Annotated in this window: 13 protein-coding genes and 2 tRNA genes; 10 read left to right on the forward strand and 5 right to left on the reverse strand. The window is 32.8% G+C overall.

Features of this window, described 5'->3' with window-relative positions; translation table 11 throughout:
* Window positions 1-8 precede the first annotated feature (8 nt).
* Window positions 9-362, forward strand: coding sequence for an HIT domain-containing protein (locus tag C5Q98_RS01595; protein WP_106011991.1), 354 nt, complete (start codon window positions 9-11; stop codon window positions 360-362).
* A 159-nt stretch (window positions 363-521) separates the two neighbouring features.
* Complete coding sequence (locus C5Q98_RS01600; RefSeq protein ID WP_106011992.1) at window positions 522-1,400, forward strand: hypothetical protein; 879 nt, start codon at window positions 522-524, stop codon at window positions 1,398-1,400.
* A gap of 16 nt (window positions 1,401-1,416) precedes the next feature.
* Here the strand turns inward: C5Q98_RS01600 and C5Q98_RS01605 are convergent, their stop codons facing one another.
* A complete protein-coding gene (locus C5Q98_RS01605) occupies window positions 1,417-1,875 on the reverse strand; it encodes an NUDIX hydrolase (protein WP_106011993.1) in 459 nt (152 codons plus the stop codon).
* 159 nt (window positions 1,876-2,034) lie between these two features.
* Between C5Q98_RS01605 and C5Q98_RS01610 the strand changes: the two genes are divergently transcribed.
* Genes C5Q98_RS01610 through C5Q98_RS01620 form a run of 3 tightly spaced genes read left to right on the forward strand, consistent with a single transcriptional unit; the run spans window position 2,035 to window position 4,696 of the window.
* Window positions 2,035-2,688 (forward strand): ECF transporter S component, encoded by a 654-nt coding sequence (locus C5Q98_RS01610; protein WP_106011994.1) that lies wholly within the window; start codon window positions 2,035-2,037, stop codon window positions 2,686-2,688.
* Window positions 2,681-3,898 (forward strand): bifunctional phosphopantothenoylcysteine decarboxylase/phosphopantothenate--cysteine ligase CoaBC, encoded by a 1,218-nt coding sequence (coaBC, locus tag C5Q98_RS01615; protein ID WP_106011995.1) that lies wholly within the window; start codon window positions 2,681-2,683, stop codon window positions 3,896-3,898. Before C5Q98_RS01610 ends, coaBC begins: the two co-directional genes overlap by 8 nt.
* 12 nt (window positions 3,899-3,910) lie before the next feature.
* Entirely contained in the window at window positions 3,911-4,696 is a 786-nt protein-coding gene (locus C5Q98_RS01620; RefSeq protein WP_106011996.1) for a type III pantothenate kinase, read from the forward strand.
* Between the two features lie 99 nt (window positions 4,697-4,795).
* Here C5Q98_RS01620 and C5Q98_RS01625 read toward each other — a convergent pair whose 3' ends face one another.
* The 3 genes from C5Q98_RS01625 to C5Q98_RS01635 are packed head-to-tail and all read right to left on the reverse strand — an operon-like array spanning window position 4,796 to window position 8,992.
* Window positions 4,796-6,043 carry an SH3 domain-containing protein gene (locus C5Q98_RS01625; protein WP_106011997.1) on the reverse strand — a complete coding sequence of 416 codons (1,248 nt, stop codon included), beginning with the start codon at window positions 6,041-6,043 and terminating at the stop codon, window positions 4,796-4,798.
* Between the two features lie 2 nt (window positions 6,044-6,045).
* The gene (locus C5Q98_RS01630) at window positions 6,046-6,876 is read right to left on the reverse strand and encodes a hypothetical protein (RefSeq protein WP_106011998.1); all 831 of its coding nucleotides are present in this window, start codon (window positions 6,874-6,876) and stop codon (window positions 6,046-6,048) included.
* A 10-nt stretch (window positions 6,877-6,886) separates the two neighbouring features.
* Window positions 6,887-8,992, reverse strand: coding sequence for an SH3 domain-containing protein (locus C5Q98_RS01635; protein ID WP_106011999.1), 2,106 nt, complete (start codon window positions 8,990-8,992; stop codon window positions 6,887-6,889).
* A gap of 333 nt (window positions 8,993-9,325) precedes the next feature.
* On the opposite strand from C5Q98_RS01635, the gene rpiB reads away from it, so the two are divergent.
* From rpiB to C5Q98_RS01655, 4 genes are all read left to right on the forward strand, one after another.
* Complete coding sequence (rpiB, locus tag C5Q98_RS01640; protein WP_106012000.1) at window positions 9,326-9,775, forward strand: ribose 5-phosphate isomerase B; 450 nt, start codon at window positions 9,326-9,328, stop codon at window positions 9,773-9,775.
* Window positions 9,776-9,817: 42 nt separating this feature from the next.
* On the forward strand, window positions 9,818-13,384 hold the full coding sequence (locus C5Q98_RS01645) for a hypothetical protein (RefSeq protein WP_106012001.1): 3,567 nt from the start codon (window positions 9,818-9,820) through the stop codon (window positions 13,382-13,384).
* 74 nt (window positions 13,385-13,458) lie between these two features.
* Window positions 13,459-13,543, forward strand: a tRNA-Leu gene (locus C5Q98_RS01650).
* 28 nt (window positions 13,544-13,571) lie between these two features.
* Window positions 13,572-13,648: transfer RNA gene (locus C5Q98_RS01655), tRNA-Met, on the forward strand.
* Window positions 13,649-13,756: 108 nt separating this feature from the next.
* Here the strand turns inward: C5Q98_RS01655 and C5Q98_RS01660 are convergent.
* Window positions 13,757-14,887 (reverse strand): phosphotransferase enzyme family protein, encoded by a 1,131-nt coding sequence (locus C5Q98_RS01660; RefSeq protein ID WP_106012002.1) that lies wholly within the window; start codon window positions 14,885-14,887, stop codon window positions 13,757-13,759.
* Between the two features lie 263 nt (window positions 14,888-15,150).
* Here C5Q98_RS01660 and nth point away from each other — a divergent pair, with 263 nt between their 5' ends.
* The gene (nth, locus tag C5Q98_RS01665) at window positions 15,151-15,801 is read left to right on the forward strand and encodes an endonuclease III (RefSeq protein ID WP_106012003.1); all 651 of its coding nucleotides are present in this window, start codon (window positions 15,151-15,153) and stop codon (window positions 15,799-15,801) included.
* Window positions 15,802-15,837: the final 36 nt, after the last annotated feature.

The following is a 15,837-nucleotide window of genomic DNA, read 5'->3' on the forward strand; positions in this document are numbered from 1 at the left end:
TGAAAATTATGATTGATAAAGATTGTATATTTTGCAAATTAGCTAATGGTGAGATACCTACAGAAATTATTTATGAGAATGAAAATGTTACCTGCTTCAAAGATGCTAATCCACAAACAGAAACTCATTTATTATTAGTTACTAAGAATCACTATGCTAATGCTTTAGAATTATTTTCACAAAGTGAAAAGGATAGTCTTGCTATTACCAAGGCAATACCTGAAATTGCAAGTAAACTGAATCTTGAAGAACAAGGATTACGTATAATCAATAACTGCGGTGAAAAGGCAGGACAAAGTGTCTTCCATGTACACTTCCATATTATGAGCGATGAAGATAAGCTGAGAGAAAGATTAGTCTAGCCTAAACTATTTATATTGTTTGAGTTTTAGTTGAAGAGTCAGAATTAAAGTTCTGGCTCTTTTTTGTTTGTTTTTGTGATGTTTTTTAGGTTTTTGTGAGCTGGGTAATAATTTCAAAAAGGCTATGATATTTTCATAATAATTTAGGAGGCAATACAAATGATTAGAAATTCGACAGTATACTTAAAGATGAAAAGAACATTTCCAGTTTTTATCTTAGCTTTATGTCTGATACTGAGAGCAACAACTGTTTTTGCAAAAACAGAAACTGAGGATGTAAATGTCCTGAATCTTGAGATAAGCAAGGATATCAACTCAGAGATTATAAAGTGGAATAAAAGTATGGGATATATTGAAGTACCAGTGTACTTAGAAGGAATTAACTTTAATATTCTCATGGATGAGACAGAGCTATCTTCAGACAATTATTCTTTGAATGATAGTAAAAGTATTCTCTATTTACACTCTTCATATTTAAGTAACTTAGATCCTGGTGAATACAAAATAGTAATTAAAAACTTAGATCTGGAAGAAATATTAAAGGCAATTTCATTGATAATAAAGGAAGATCAAACAATAAGTTCAAGCACAGCTAATGTTAGCGATGAAAGTAATAGTTCCGAAAGTATTGAAACAAGTAATACAACTAGTTCTGAAACTGAGGCAAGTTCAAGTAAAGAAGAAAAGAGTTTGGAAAAAGTTCCAGATATTACAAATGAAAATAATCCTATTGTGACTAGTAAAAAAATTGTCAGTCCTGTCAGACCCGAATTCAATAAGATTAGTGAAAGTTCAGAAATTAAATCTGAACCTAAACCTAATAAAAGTACAGTCGCTAAAAGCTTGGATGCAAATTTAAATAATGAAAATAGTAAGACTTCATCTTCGAGTGAAAAATCAGCTAATGCGATAGCTATTACGGGTGTAGGTGCTATTAGTCTTCCTGTTTCAGGTTTGTTTTTCACTTTAAGTTCAGCACTAATCTATAAGAAGCATAGAGACAATAGAAATAAAAAAACTACAAATAACTATAATTGATAGAATTTAGCATAGATTAATCGAATCTATAATTTTCTAAATTACCATTTTCATCATAGATTACTTTAACGCTGAATATTTTATCAGATTGGTCTAGTACATATGGGAGGAAAAGTAAATCACCCTCCCATAGATTTAAATTCATGATTTCATCTACTGGTATCCATTGCAAAACACCCTCAGATGTAATAATTGTTTCAGTTGTTTCTGTATCTGCTCTATATACAAAGATATAATCAGTTTCTTTATTTGGGTAAACAAAAGTAACTATACCTTGCAAAATTATTTCATCAATAGAAATACCAGTCTCTTCTTTGATTTCACGAAGTGCCGCTTCATGCGGAGTTTCACCAAGTTCTAAATGACCGCCTACACCTAGCCACTTACCTTCGTTAAAATCATTTAACTCTTTAACTCTATGTAGCATTAAGATCTTGTTTTGATTTCGTATATAAGTAACAGTTGTTAAAGCCATATTAATTACCTCCGCTATTTAATATTAACAAAAGCACCTAAGAAAATAATTAAAAAAGCAAAAACTCTTATTTAAGAGCCTTATTTGATTTATAATATCATTAAATGTTAGACATTCATTAATAACATTGCATTCGAGAGAAGCGATAGGAGGTTGAGAATGTTAGAAAGAGATTTAAGAAAGCAAAAGCTAGAGAAGTTAACTTTATTTTCAGTTTTAACAGCTATTCAATTGCTTTTATTTTTTACACCATTAGGATTTTTACCTATTGGAGCATTATCATTAACAACATTACATTTGCCAGTAATTATAGTAAGCGTTATTTTGGGTCCAGTTTATGGTCTGGCATCAGGCTTTATATTTGGACTTTTAAGCTTTTTGAGAAACACATTCGCTCCAGGTTTAACTAGTTTCGTATTTTCACCTTTTATTAGTTATGGAATTATACGTGGAAATTTTTGGAGCTTAGTAATTTGTTTTGTGCCAAGAATGCTTTTAGGTTTAATCCCGGCAGCATTATTAAAACTATTTAATTTGCGCAATAAAAGAAGATATTCTAAGTCATGGAAAGCTGCTATAGTTGCTTTTTCGGCAACTTTTGCACATACATTTCTAGTATTATCAGGAATTTTTCTTTTCTTTGGTGATGCCTATGCAAGTGTACTGAATAAGACAAAAGATGCTATATTTGTACTTCTAGGTACAACTATTTTTACAAATGGAGTTCTTGAGGCATTCTTAGCCGCATTTGTTCTATTTGCATTTACCAAGATTTATTACGAATATTTAAGAAAGGAAGATAATTATGGCTAATATTTTACTTGGGATTTCAGGTGGAATCGCTATTTTTAAAGTGGCACAACTCGTAAGTAATTTAAGTAAAAAACATCAAGTTAAGGTAATTATGACTGACAATGCTCTTAAGTTTATGAGTACAGAGGTTTTTGAAGCCTTGACAAAGAATAAAGTTTATACAGATGTTTTCTCACCTTATATTGAAGATGAAGAATATAAAATATCCCACATAGAACTTGCTAAGTGGGCAGATGTTTTTGTTTTAGCGCCTGCCACAGGGAATCTTATTGGAAAAATGGCAAGTGGTATTGCAGATGATCTGCTTTCTACATGCTTATTAGCAAGTAGAAGTCCAATACTATTATGTCCAGCAATGAATACTTATATGTTAAATAATCCAGCAACAAGAGAGAACTTGGAAAAGTTGATTCAAAGAGAAGTTAATGTTATGGAAACAGAGAGTGGAGACCTTGCCTGTGGAGATTTTGGTAATGGGAAACTTGCAAGTCCTGAATCCATAGAAACTGAAATTGAAAGAATATTAAATGATAATAAAGAGATAAAGCAAGATTTAGCTGGAATGAAAATTTTAATAAGCGCTGGGCCGACAGTTGAAGCAATAGATCCAGTTAGATTTATAAGTAATAACTCAAGTGGGAAAATGGGCTATGCAATGGCAAAAGTAGCCAAGAGTAGAGGAGCAGATGTAACTTTAGTTTCTGGACCAGTAAACTTGGAAACTCCGGGAGGAATTAATGTTCTTAAAGTAAAAAGCGCTGAAGATATGTTCCAAGCTATCCAACGTAATTTATCAAGCGCAGATACTCTTATTATGACAGCTGCTGTAAGTGATTATAGAGTCAAGAATTTTAGTGAGAGCAAGATTAAGAAAAATGATGAAAGCCTTATCCTTGAACTTGAGAAAAATCCAGATATTTTAGCATGGGCAGGTGAGCATGCAGAAGCTGGAACTGTTCTCTGTGGTTTCGCAATGGAGACTGAAAATTTAATCGAAAATGCAAAAGATAAGTTAGAGAAGAAAGGTCTAGATCTAATAGTTGCAAACTCTTTAAATGAACAAGGTGCTGGATTTGGAACCGATACTAATATAGTAACTCTGATAGCTAAAGATTCTTTAGAACAACTAGAGATCATGAGTAAAGCTAAAGTTTCTGACAAAGTTTTAGACAAAGTCCTGAGTATATTCAAGAATAAAAAGGGTGAGTAAGGGGAAAAATAAATGTTATTAGCTATTGATGTTGGAAATACTAATATTTTCTTAGGTATTTATAAAGGTGAAGAGGTTCTGGATACATTTAGACTGAATAGTAAAAATGATAGAACTGCTGATGAGCTAGGATTACTTATCTTGGACCTATTGAGGTCATGCTCAGTGGATGCTAGTGAAATAAAAGGTGCAGTGTTAAGTAGTGTTGTTCCTCATCTTACAGAAAACCTAAAAATGACTTTGGAGAAATTCTTCGCTATAACTCCTGTCATTATAGGACCAGGGGTTAAAACAGGAATTAATATAGCAACAGACAATCCTAAGGAGGTTGGTGCAGATAGACTAGTAAATGTAGCTGCTGCTCACATGAAGTACAAAAAAGATTGTATTATTATTGATTTTGGTACTGCAACAACTTTTGACTATGTTGATAGAGACGGTAATTTTAAATATACAATAATTATGCCAGGTCTTAAATTAGCTGCTGATGCTCTATTTACAGGAACAGCTAAGTTACCAGATGTAGAGTTAGTAATTCCAGATTCGATTTTGGCATCTAATACAGTTGAAGGCATGCAAGTCGGTATTATGCATGGTTATCTTGGAGCAGTTAAGCATATAGTAGAGGAGCAAATTAAGACACTTAAGATTGATCCTCTAGTCATAGCTACTGGTGGAATATCAGATAAATTTGTAGAGAAGCTCGACATAATTGATTTGTATGATCCTAATTTAACCTTAGAAGGTATGAAATATATTTATAAGAAAACTTTAGGAATAAAAGGCGATCTAGATTAATAAATTTAATAAAGAAATGAAAAGCTCTAATCAAGTGCTTACTGCAAATGGTTAGAGCTTTTATTGTTTTTTACTATATTTCTTTGTTAATCTTTGGTTCTATTTTTCAGAACTTTCAGAATCATCTACTCTAGAAACTTCTATATCAGAGGATTTGTTTGCATAAATTGCCTCGTTATTATCTCCTGGTAGTTCTTCAAATTCTTCTTGTTCTTCATCAGCTAGAATTCTTCTTTTTAAAATGTAATAAACAATTAAGAGAATAATAAGCAATAGTAATAAACCAAAGATAACTAACATTGTTGGATCTAATTTAGCAAACAATGACTTGTTGCTATTTCCAGCATTCATATATGAATCATTGTTATTTATTAGAGCAGGACTGTCTTTATCTGTGCTAGTTTTTTCGGTGTTAGATTTTTCAGTCTTTTTAGTTTTATCTGCTTTATCATCCTTGTTTGTAGTGCTTGTTTTTGATGCATCATCATTTTTAGATGTTGTAGTTGTTTCCTCAGAATTAGACTCTTCCTCGTCAGCTTTAGTGCTACTTGGAGCACTATAATCTTCCAAATATGATCCAGCTAAGTAGGCAGTTTTGCCGTTGTAGTTGATTACATACCAGCCATTATCTGTTATGCCGATTACATCAACTACGGTACCTTTATCATAGGAACCTAGGTATGTACTTGATAGACTTGCATCTGAACGGATATCTAAATCTGAAGTTAAGATCATTTTTTTGTTAATGTCTCTGTAGTTTTTATCGTTGCTATCTTGTGACTTAGTACTAGTTGATTTGGTAGTTGGTTTTGTTTGAGTTGTACTCTTAGTAGTAGCTCTAGTAGTAGCTTTAGTAGTTGGTTTAGGTGTTGGCGCTGGGGTAGGTACTGGAGTTGGTGTTGGTGCAGGAGCGACTACGTTGACTGTAAAGGCTCTGTTTAAAACAGTCCTGTTTAGGTCAGCACTAATTAAGTCATAAGATATATTAATAGGTTTAGCACCTTCTGAAGAATAGCTGAAGTTTACAACATAAGTATGTGAAGTTGAAGAATTATTTGCTAAATCAGTAGTAATATTAAAAGAACTGCCTTGTTGATATACATTAGAATTAGGACCAGAAACTAATGTTGCATTTTCAACACCAGCAATGCTTATTCCAGCGCTGGCAAAATCGGCTCCTGAAATAGTCAAAGTTAAGGTTACAGTCTGGTTAGGCGCTACTTGATCAGCGCTGAGGCTAGCTGTTCCATCTGCTGCATTAACTTTAATACTAATGATTAAAATAGACATTAACATTAATATAGTTAGAAAAAGCGCTTTTGTTTTGTTTATTGTATTTGTTTTCATAATTAATCCTTTCTTTTATTCTTTAGTAGTCTATTAATTGCAAAAATTGCTAGTAAAGCAAGTATTATTATAATAGTAACTGTAAGAATTGGTTTGAAAATATTTGAATAATCAGTTGCAGATTCACTAGAATCTTTGGGAATTTCCACATTTAATGTAGATTCTTCAGTTGTAGTTTCTTTTGTCTCTACTGTGGTTGTTGATGTATGAGTAGCACTTGATTCCGAAGATGAGCTACTAGTGGAATCTAAATCAATCTTGCTAGTGGTTCCAACAGTCCCTAGGTTTTGTTCGCTTTGGACAGTGGAATCATTATTTCCAGAATTGTTATTAGAACTAGTGAAATTAGTTTCTACTTGATAGTATTTCAGCATTGTTCCTGGAATTCTATTTCCATAAGCATCAAAAAAACTAGAATTTGAAATTAAAATAGTAGCAACTCCTGGGTCTATAGCTCTTAAATTTACCTTTGCCAAAAGATTTTCATCAAATGGTATTGACCCATTCTGTGCACTAATTTCTAATATCCCTGGTTCAACAACTTTTGCTGTTGTATTTAAGCCAGAATAATCTACAAACTCAGTATCTAAATATTCAAAAGCTTCATTATTATAATTTATTCTTATCGAATATCCAGATGAATATACCGCAGTTCTCCCGTAAACTTCAATTACTACACTATTTGAATTTTCTTCTGTTTTAGGCTTTAAGTCTACTACAGCGGACTGTGCATTTAGGTTGACATCACTTAAACCAATAGCTAGAAGAAACACTAATATAGAAGTAATAATTATTTTATTAATATTATTAATTTTATTTTTTGAAAATGTCATTTGTTTCTTTCTAAGATTGTTTTATCTTTCTTCTTCCTAAAATATGATAGTTAATGAGGGTAAAATCCATCATTGTAATTTTTCCATCTTTATCAATATCAGCACGAACAAATTCTTCCGGAGAAAGTTTACGTCTTCCTAATATATGATAATTAATGAGAGTGAAGTCCATCATTGTAATTTGATTATCGTTGTCCACATCTCCTAACATATAACTACCAGATGTTGTAGGTGTTGGCGTAGGTTTAGCTGTTGGTTTAGGTGTAGGGGCAGCTGTTGGCTTAGGTGTAGGAGCAGGTGTTGGTTTAGGAGTAGGGGTAGGGGTTGGAGAAGGCTGATTGCTACGGCTTGTAATTTCTTGTGTAGGAGGATAAGCAATAATATAGCCTTCCTTTTTTCCGTAACGTATTCTATACCATTGATTAGTGTAGCCTTCTGTATATGTACCTGCTACACGTTCTAATATTTCGATACTATTGCCTGGATTGATTACTTCAATTCCATTATCATCTGCTGCTGCCGGATAACTTCTTAACCAGAATGCAGATTTAAGGAGCATTTTATCTCCAGCATTTGCATATGGTTTAGCTTTTGTTAATTCAAATTCAGATAAGTTAGTTCCATTATTTGGAGCTGAGCTTTGCAATACTGGAACAGAGTCATAGTATCTATTACCAGGGTCAGCATATGCAGTATTTGTCATATCTTGATATACAGGAATTAGGAACACAGATGGTTCGCTTAATGTTCCTGATTTGGCATATGTTTGATATTGAACCTGTGCCTCGGTAACAGGTGCTACTACACTTGTCATATATTGATGACCAATTCTTGAAGGAATTTGACTCTTTGGCCAGCGCATATTGAATTTGAAGTAGTAGTTGTTATTTTGTTTTGCGTTAATATAAGAGCTTAAAATAAATGTTAGTCCACCATAGATAGCTTTGTATTGACTATCCCAAGGAATCATGAGAGCTTCACGTCTCTCTGGACTTACGTTATATCCCATAGCATAAAGAATACCGTTTAACTGAGGATTGGAGCCATCATAAGCACCAATGTTAAATACGTTATAGTAAGGTTTACTTAGATCTGGATTAAAGCTAGGATCTCCAAGTGCTTTAATAATTTCAGGAGTAGCTCTTAGTGTCCCTTTAGCTGAAGAGCTAATAGTATTTCCAACCCTAACTTCCGTTAAAATTCTGGTACCTACAAAAATTGGGTTAACCCTGTGATCTTTAGATGCTTGAATAATTGCTGGGATCATGTTGAGAAGATCTTGGTTTCCTGCAAACATAATCTCTAGTCTTCTTTCGGCAGGAACATAATCAACTTCACCGAGTTTTTCAAACATAAATACATATTTTTCTGTAAGCCAGTTTCTTGGATCCATGACAAAAGCAATGGTATCCCAGCTTGCTGCGTACCAACCACCAGCATCATACATTCTGCTGTAGTTATAATCTCTATAATCTCCGTAATATCCAGGGACTAAGTTTCTACCTGCATATGATTTTTGTTGATTCACAGCATACTCTAGACTGAAATCATGGTACTCAGGCTCAAATTGCCATGAAGGATATTTATTGTGCAAAGCATTCAAAGATTTGTGGTATGAAGGTGGGAATGAGTTAAGAACCTTCTCCCATTCTGCATCAGTATATGCAGAATTACCTGGGGCAGTTCCAGGATTTGATGGATCTGTCGGTACAGGTGTTGGGATAGGCGTTTCAGGGCTTGGTGTTGATTTAGATGTGATCTTATGATAAGTATCATGACAAAGATAAGCAGTACCACCCAAGAAAGTAACTTTATACCAAACATTTCCAGTATATGATGAAAGTGAATATTGTCCACCATTTGTTACTTCCAAAACAGTTACTTTGTCACCAGATTCTAAGTATCCTGTGGTGGCATAATTTGTTCCAGGACCTGAACGTACCCTATAGGTAGCAACAACAGTTATTTCATCGCCTTTATTTGCATAATTCTCTGCATGTACAGTTAATGAAGGTAATGATAGAAATGTCAAAACAATAGCCAAAAACAAAGCTAAATACTTGACGGTTGATTTTTCCCCAGTAGTATTATTATGGTTTTCTCCTAGATTATTCATAAAATCTAATCCTCCAAATAAGAAGAAGAGCAAAGGGCATACTTCTTCAAAATAACTTATTAACTAATTGTAAAGCATTATATCATCTAACCCCTACGAATAACAATTTATAAGGCTCATTTAAAGTGAATTTATAGTAATTGTTTACAATTAGAAAAAAGTTAGTATTCTTTGGCTCATCATTTTATAAAAATTAAATATATTATTATGTGAAAATGAAATCTTTTTTTAGCATATGGTAATAAATTCAAATATGTTAAAATTGATTTTGATAAATAAACATAAATTTGTCGAATGATTAAGGGATTTATAATCTTAGAAGAGAGGACCAAAATGAACATTAAATCTATGGCTATAGGATCTGATCACAGTGGAGTAGCTTTGAAAGCTTTTATCAGCGAAGAATTAGAAAAACTAGGTATTAAAGTCTTGGATTGTGGTACAAACTCTGAAGCATCAGTAGACTATCCAGATATTGCTAAGGCTACTTGCGCGAAAGTAATTGATGGAGAGGCAGATTCTGGAATTTTAATTTGTGGTACAGGTATAGGAATTTGCATTTCAGCTAATAAGTTAAAAGGTGTTAGAGCAGCTCAAGTTTCTGATGAATATTCTGCAAAAATGGCCAGAAAACATAACGATGCTAATGTGATATGTCTTGGTGCTCGTACAATTGGCCCTGATTTAGCTTGGGATATTGTAAAAGCTTACTTGCAAGAGGATTATGAAGGCGGTCGTCACAATCGTCGATTAGATAAAATTAGAGAGCTGGAGGAAAATTAATATCAAGCTTTAAGTTAGTTCATTAGTTTTCTATTATTAGTTATGACAAAAAATGAGATTAAAGACGTATTAGGATTTTGGTATAGCAAGGAAAGATTCAAGTCTGTTTATCCAGGAGCAGAGGAGATTATTTCTGATGAGTCAGAGGCTTTGCCATGGGATAGCGAGGGAAACTCTGATGCTTACATGGTGTTTGGTGGTAAGATTAGTAATTCTAGAATTGACTCTTTATTAGACCCAGATAGTGATATCGCTAAGACCTTTGATAATAGTAAAGAATATTCTTCAATCTATATCTTCTCTGTCAATCAAAGTGGCAATTACAAAAAAGGTAGTTTTAGAATTAATAATTATTTGTATTTATTTTCTAGAATTTTACTAAACAAGAACTTAAATGAATTGGAATTTGAAATTGCTTCAATTAACGAGCAAATTGATTCTGAGATAAGTAGAGCCAATCCAAAAATAACCACAGAACTTCTTGAGAATTTAAATAAGAGTTTAGGAAGATTGATTTTCAACGATAAAGTCGAAGAAATAGATGGGTTGAATTTAAGCTCATTTGCAATAATAAATGGCTATAGTTTAGCTAGTCAAAAACATAAATCGCAGAAACTTAATTTCTTAAGAAAAGCAATTAATGAGGTTGAAAAAACTGATACGCTTTACCAATATATTGAAAAAGGTCTTACAGGACAATTTGATATTTTAAACGTTGATGATCTGGATTATTGGGATGAAAATCTTAATCCTAAAGCATATCCAAAGTCAGCCTGGCCACGTAAGACTCTTCCGAATGCTAGTCAGCAGTGGATTATTAATGATTTTTCTAATACAGATAGCGGAAGTATTAAATCATACAATGCTCAAAGATATAGTCACAGAAGTCTAATTGTAGAAAACTATATAGCGCAAAGTCTTGAAGAGAAGGCAGATTATCTTTTGAAATTAAAGAAACCTGCTGATGCATTTGCTATGTCTAGATTTTCTTATCCACCACAAAACAATTCAGCCAATTATTATAATCCTGAAAACAACTTGAGCAGGCATAATATGATTTTAACCGGAGTTGATAGAGAAAAGTTAAAATCAATTGTTTCAGAAATAATAGAGGCTGAATCTTTGAGTGTAGATAATAGCAGTACCAGCTACTTTGATTTGCAACGTAATAAAGAAATTTATTTAACTGAAGTAATCAATAAGTATAATGAAGAAACAGCATATATGAACAAACCTGCTTGGGGAGCTGCTGCAGTTTATGTAGAGACAAGGGCTGATTTGCAGTTACTAGTAGATTTGCTTATAGAGTATATGGATGATAATAGATTTTATTTTGACAAAGAAAATCCTCAATTTTACTTACCAGAGTTTAAAGCTGTTCAAGATGATTATTTCAATTCAAAGAAGGAAGCGATAAAAGCACTAGAAAAGAACGAGGAAGTTTATAAAAGTGCATCTATTTTTAACCATAAATTAGAAAAAGTTGAAAAAATACAAAAGCATATTGAAAATATTGAGCATAAATTGCTCAAGTTAGAAGAGCAGAAAAATGACTTGGATAATTCACTCTTTTTAAATGAAGATAAGCTTCTCTCAAGAAAATATGAGCTGGATGAGATAGAGAAGAATGTTAATTTCTGGCAAAAATTATTATATAAATTCCTGAAAATTGGGGAAGAAGCCAAAGCTCTTGCAGAAGCTGAAGAGAATCTCGAAAAGAATGAAATAGAGATTCAAAATATAAAAGATCAGCAAGATGAACTTGTTAAGACTGTTCACGGTCTAGAAGCAAAAATTGCAGAGCTTGATATTCAAATAGACGAAGAACAGGGTATTATAAATGCGCTTCGTCCACAGGAGGAGATTAACAAATCTAATTTCGGAAGAAATTACATAGATAGGGATACATATTTAGATATCAACTCTAATAGATTCCATAATAGTACTCCTTGGGAAGATGAATCAAGCTTCAAAGCTAGATATGAAAATTTCTATAGATCTATGCAATTGAATAGAACTTTCGTTCTTAGATCAAATGAACTTAAACAGAATCTTAAGAGAATGAAGAAACTTCTCAATGGTGAGTATGAAGAGGTAGATGAGATAAACTCCTGGCAAAGTTTATTCTCTAGTTTGCAATTAATAATACCTCTAATCGCTATGCCAAAAGCCACCCTTGAGAATCTATTGGAACACGCTAAGATTGGATCATCAGGAACGGTGGTAAGCTTAGATCCTCAGGAAGAGTTAGTAGATGAGCTAGTAAGTACGTTGTATATTGCTGATAGAGCTATATTCTTAGGCGACTTTATGCAAATGAATGTTATAGATAAATTCAATAAAACTATGCAAAGAGCCTTGCTTGCTAAGTATAATGCTTCTGAAAAAGTTTTATCATATAAATCAAGTAGTACAGATTACCTATTGTATTCGGAGAATAAAGTTATTGCCCTAGGAAATGAGTTAGTACCATTTTCAGTTAGAGTTCAAAATAGAATAGTAGAACCTCTATTTTCACTACAAAATGAAATTTGTTTAGATAATTTACTCTTAGGTACAGCTATAGCTATGAACCCTAATCCTGACAAGGTATTGGAACAATCAACTTGGATGATGCTACATACTGAAACAGGAGAAAATTCACTTTTCACCACTCAAAGTGCAGATATAGCTATGGTCACAATTTGTGAGTATTTTGACAAACACCAGATTTCACCTAATCTTGGCATAGCTTTCTTCTATAATGAGGTCTACCAAAAATGGCTTGAATTTAGTCGAGATTATTTAGAGCATAAGAAAAATAAAGATATAGATTATGTAGAAAAAGTTTACCAGTGGATAAAAGGTAGTAGTTTCTTGCTTGGAGAAAGTAATGGTAGAGAATTTGAGGAAATTATATTTATTGCAGGGGCTAGTCTAGATACCGATGAAAAATTAATATCTAAATTTATATCATCAGTAAGACCTCTAAATACTCTACTTAACACAGTTAAACGCAACTTAATGATTTTAGCTGACTCAAGAGTTTGGGCAAATACTGAAGCTTTTGCTAAATTATATTTAGTTCTAAATGGTCAAAGTCAAAGAAAAAGTTTAAAACAGAAAGAACTGACTTTTGTAACATTCCCATTTAAGGCTAATTTACTTGATGAAAAATCTGAAACTACAGAAACATATTCAAAGTTAAAAGAAACTATCCAAAATACAGGTATTAAGTTGGATACAGATGTTTATTACTCTGGAGATGTATTCGGAATTAAATCATTGATAGAGGCAACTTATGCTGAAGATGCAGGCAAAGAAGTGGTTATTTTGAATAAACTTGAACCAGAGTTGATAGAGAATGAGAAAAACGACATCAACCCAATTTCTGTCGTGGAGGATATATTACATGAAATGGATAGACTCTCTCAGAATAAAGCAGTAATTATTGTTGATAAAAAATGGGTTGATAAGTATTTAGAATTGATTAATAAAGAAATTGATGAAGATAAACTCAATAAAATATCAGAGAAGAGTATAAAACCTGTAAATACATTGCTTAATGTTAAATTTAATAAATTAGAAAACCTCTGGAATTTAGCACAAATAACGATATTAAAAAATTAATAAAAATTAGTGGTAAAGGTGTTGACAAAAATTCATCTGCTTGATAGAATAGCTCTTGCACTTGAGAGAACTAAGCTCGTGTGGCGAAATTGGCAGACGCAGCAGACTTAAAATCTGTGGGAGAGATCCTTGCCGGTTCAAGTCCGGCCATGAGCACCAATTTTTTTAGATCTTTCAAGTGTTATATCGCGGAGTGGAGCAGCTGGTAGCTTGTCGGGCTCATAACCCGAAGGTCGCGTGGTTCGAATCCCGCCTCCGCAACCAAACAAAAAACGTCGGCTTCGGCCGACGTTTTCTTTTTGTATTAATTTCTTGTTTTTTAATATTAAAATTTCTTGATTATTATTTATTGTGCTTTTAGATTGTCAAAGATTAGTTATTCTTTGGGCGATACTTATCAATAATAGCTCGAATAGCTTCTTCGTTGTTTTCAATTTCTCTGACTAATTTAAACTGTGTACGAGCCCTATCTAAGTTTTGCTCTGGGTAGTCGAGTGAGAAGTATTTGTCGCCATCAAGGTAGTCTGTCAAGAAGCGAATACCACATTCTAAGGTCATCATTTTGGCACCCCAGTAGAGGTCATCAATTTCAGCATCAGTTAGGATTTCTCCACAAGTTTCAATGAAACCCTTTGTATAAGATTCGAAAAGAACAAGATCTAAATTAACTTTATTCAAATCTTTTTCATCTTCACTAGCAGTATTAGCTCCGAAACGAATTGAATCACCAAAATCATTTACTGATAAACCAGGCATAACTGTATCAAGATCAATAACAGTTATTGCTTCGTCAGTTTTGGAATCGAATAGAACATTATTCAACTTAGTATCGTTATGTGTTACACGAAGAGGTAATATACCAGCTTCCTGTCTATCCATTAGGTAAGAACAATCTTCCTTATGAGCTTTGACGAAGCTGATTTCATCGCTAACGTCTTTTGCACGATCATGCTCATCAGCAGCAAGAGCTTTTTCGAAGTTTTCATATCTTACTCTGGTATCATGGAATTTTTCAATTGTCTCATGTAGTGTGGAAGCGTCAAAGTCACTTAGTAAATATTGGAAATTACCAAATGCTCTAGCACTCTCATAAAATTGTTGAGGATTTTCTACTTGGCTTAAACAGTATGTATTTTCAATAGTAGAATAAATTCTCCAGCAAGAACCATCTTCAGCAGTATAGTAGTTTTCTCCATTTCTGGTGCTTAAAACCTTCATAGTATCACGGTTTGGGTCTTTGCCTTCAGATATAGCCTTTTTGCCTATAAAGTTTGTTACATTAACAATATTTTCCATTAATTGATCTGGATTTTTAAAAGCATAAGTATTTATTCTTTGTAAAATATACTTATCAATGTTTTTGTCATCTTCATGAAGAATTATGTGAAAGGTACTATTTACAAGACCTATAGTGTTAGGCTTTACTGCAATAATACTGTCACTATCTATGGGAAAAGCATTAGAAATAACTTCTTTACTTAATGCAATCTTTCTCAATGTCATAAATTCACCTCAATGATATTGTTCGATAATAACTCCTAGAATTGCATATTTTATACAAATGGGAAATTATTAATATATTGAACAGCAAGTTATATATTTAAACTTGTATATCACTTTTATTTAATATTTTAACATTTTACTATTTCATAAAGTAAAAAGCTCATGCGATATAATACCACTTTTATGGAAAATTACAAAATAACCTGTTATTATAAATTTTTGTGATCATGAAAGTAATTAGAAAATTTATTTAAGGAGAGTTTATGAGTAAGGCAAAAAATAAGATATTAGCTGCAAATGAAGTTCAACATATAGTTTCAGCGATGATAAAGTTATATCCACAAATAGAATCTGAACTAAATTTTAATAATAATTTTGAACTAGTTTGCGCAGTAGTTTTGAGTGCTCAGACTACAGATGTTGCAGTAAATAAAGTTACTCCTGAATTGTTTTCGAAATATCCTGACGCTGAATCAATGGCGGCGGCAGAGCTTGAAGATATATCTAGACTAATTAGCTCAATTGGTCTATATAAAAATAAAGCTAAATACCTAAAAAGTTTGTCACAAGATTTGTTGGATAAATATAATTCTGAAGTTCCAGCAACAAGAGAAGAACTTGAAAGTTTAGCTGGAGTTGGCAGAAAAACAGCCAATGTTGTTTTGAGCAATGGTTTTGATATACCTGCATTTGCAGTAGATACCCACGTTAATAGGGTGTGTAAAAAATTTAATTTCGTGCCAGAAGAAGCATCAGTTTTAGAGGTAGAAGAAGTTATGTGCTCTAAATTACCGGCTTCTATTTGGAGACGAGCCCACCATTCAATTCTCCTCTTCGGTAGATATCAATGCGTCGCCAGAAAACATGACCATGATAAATGTATAGAGCGTATAGAAGAAGTTTTAGGGGAGTAGTAAGGGTTTATATACCATCCGAATTGCTTATATACC

The sequence above is a fragment of the Fastidiosipila sanguinis genome (genome assembly GCF_002998295.1).
GTDB lineage: Bacteria > Bacillota > Clostridia > Saccharofermentanales > Fastidiosipilaceae > Fastidiosipila > Fastidiosipila sanguinis.

What these genes read in the sequence shown, in the direction of transcription:
- C5Q98_RS01595 (WP_106011991.1), top strand. Translation starts at nt 9, where the DNA reads ATGATTGATAAAGATTGTATATTTTGCAAATTAGCTAATGGTGAGATA.
- C5Q98_RS01600 (WP_106011992.1), top strand. Translation starts at nt 522, where the DNA reads ATGATTAGAAATTCGACAGTATACTTAAAGATGAAAAGAACATTTCCA.
- C5Q98_RS01605 (WP_106011993.1), bottom strand. Translation starts at nt 1,875, where the DNA reads ATGGCTTTAACAACTGTTACTTATATACGAAATCAAAACAAGATCTTA.
- C5Q98_RS01610 (WP_106011994.1), top strand. Translation starts at nt 2,035, where the DNA reads ATGTTAGAAAGAGATTTAAGAAAGCAAAAGCTAGAGAAGTTAACTTTA.
- coaBC (WP_106011995.1), top strand. Translation starts at nt 2,681, where the DNA reads ATGGCTAATATTTTACTTGGGATTTCAGGTGGAATCGCTATTTTTAAA.
- C5Q98_RS01620 (WP_106011996.1), top strand. Translation starts at nt 3,911, where the DNA reads ATGTTATTAGCTATTGATGTTGGAAATACTAATATTTTCTTAGGTATT.
- C5Q98_RS01625 (WP_106011997.1), bottom strand. Translation starts at nt 6,043, where the DNA reads ATGAAAACAAATACAATAAACAAAACAAAAGCGCTTTTTCTAACTATA.
- C5Q98_RS01630 (WP_106011998.1), bottom strand. Translation starts at nt 6,876, where the DNA reads ATGACATTTTCAAAAAATAAAATTAATAATATTAATAAAATAATTATT.
- C5Q98_RS01635 (WP_106011999.1), bottom strand. Translation starts at nt 8,992, where the DNA reads ATGAATAATCTAGGAGAAAACCATAATAATACTACTGGGGAAAAATCA.
- rpiB (WP_106012000.1), top strand. Translation starts at nt 9,326, where the DNA reads ATGAACATTAAATCTATGGCTATAGGATCTGATCACAGTGGAGTAGCT.
- C5Q98_RS01645 (WP_106012001.1), top strand. Translation starts at nt 9,818, where the DNA reads ATGACAAAAAATGAGATTAAAGACGTATTAGGATTTTGGTATAGCAAG.
- C5Q98_RS01660 (WP_106012002.1), bottom strand. Translation starts at nt 14,887, where the DNA reads ATGACATTGAGAAAGATTGCATTAAGTAAAGAAGTTATTTCTAATGCT.
- nth (WP_106012003.1), top strand. Translation starts at nt 15,151, where the DNA reads ATGAGTAAGGCAAAAAATAAGATATTAGCTGCAAATGAAGTTCAACAT.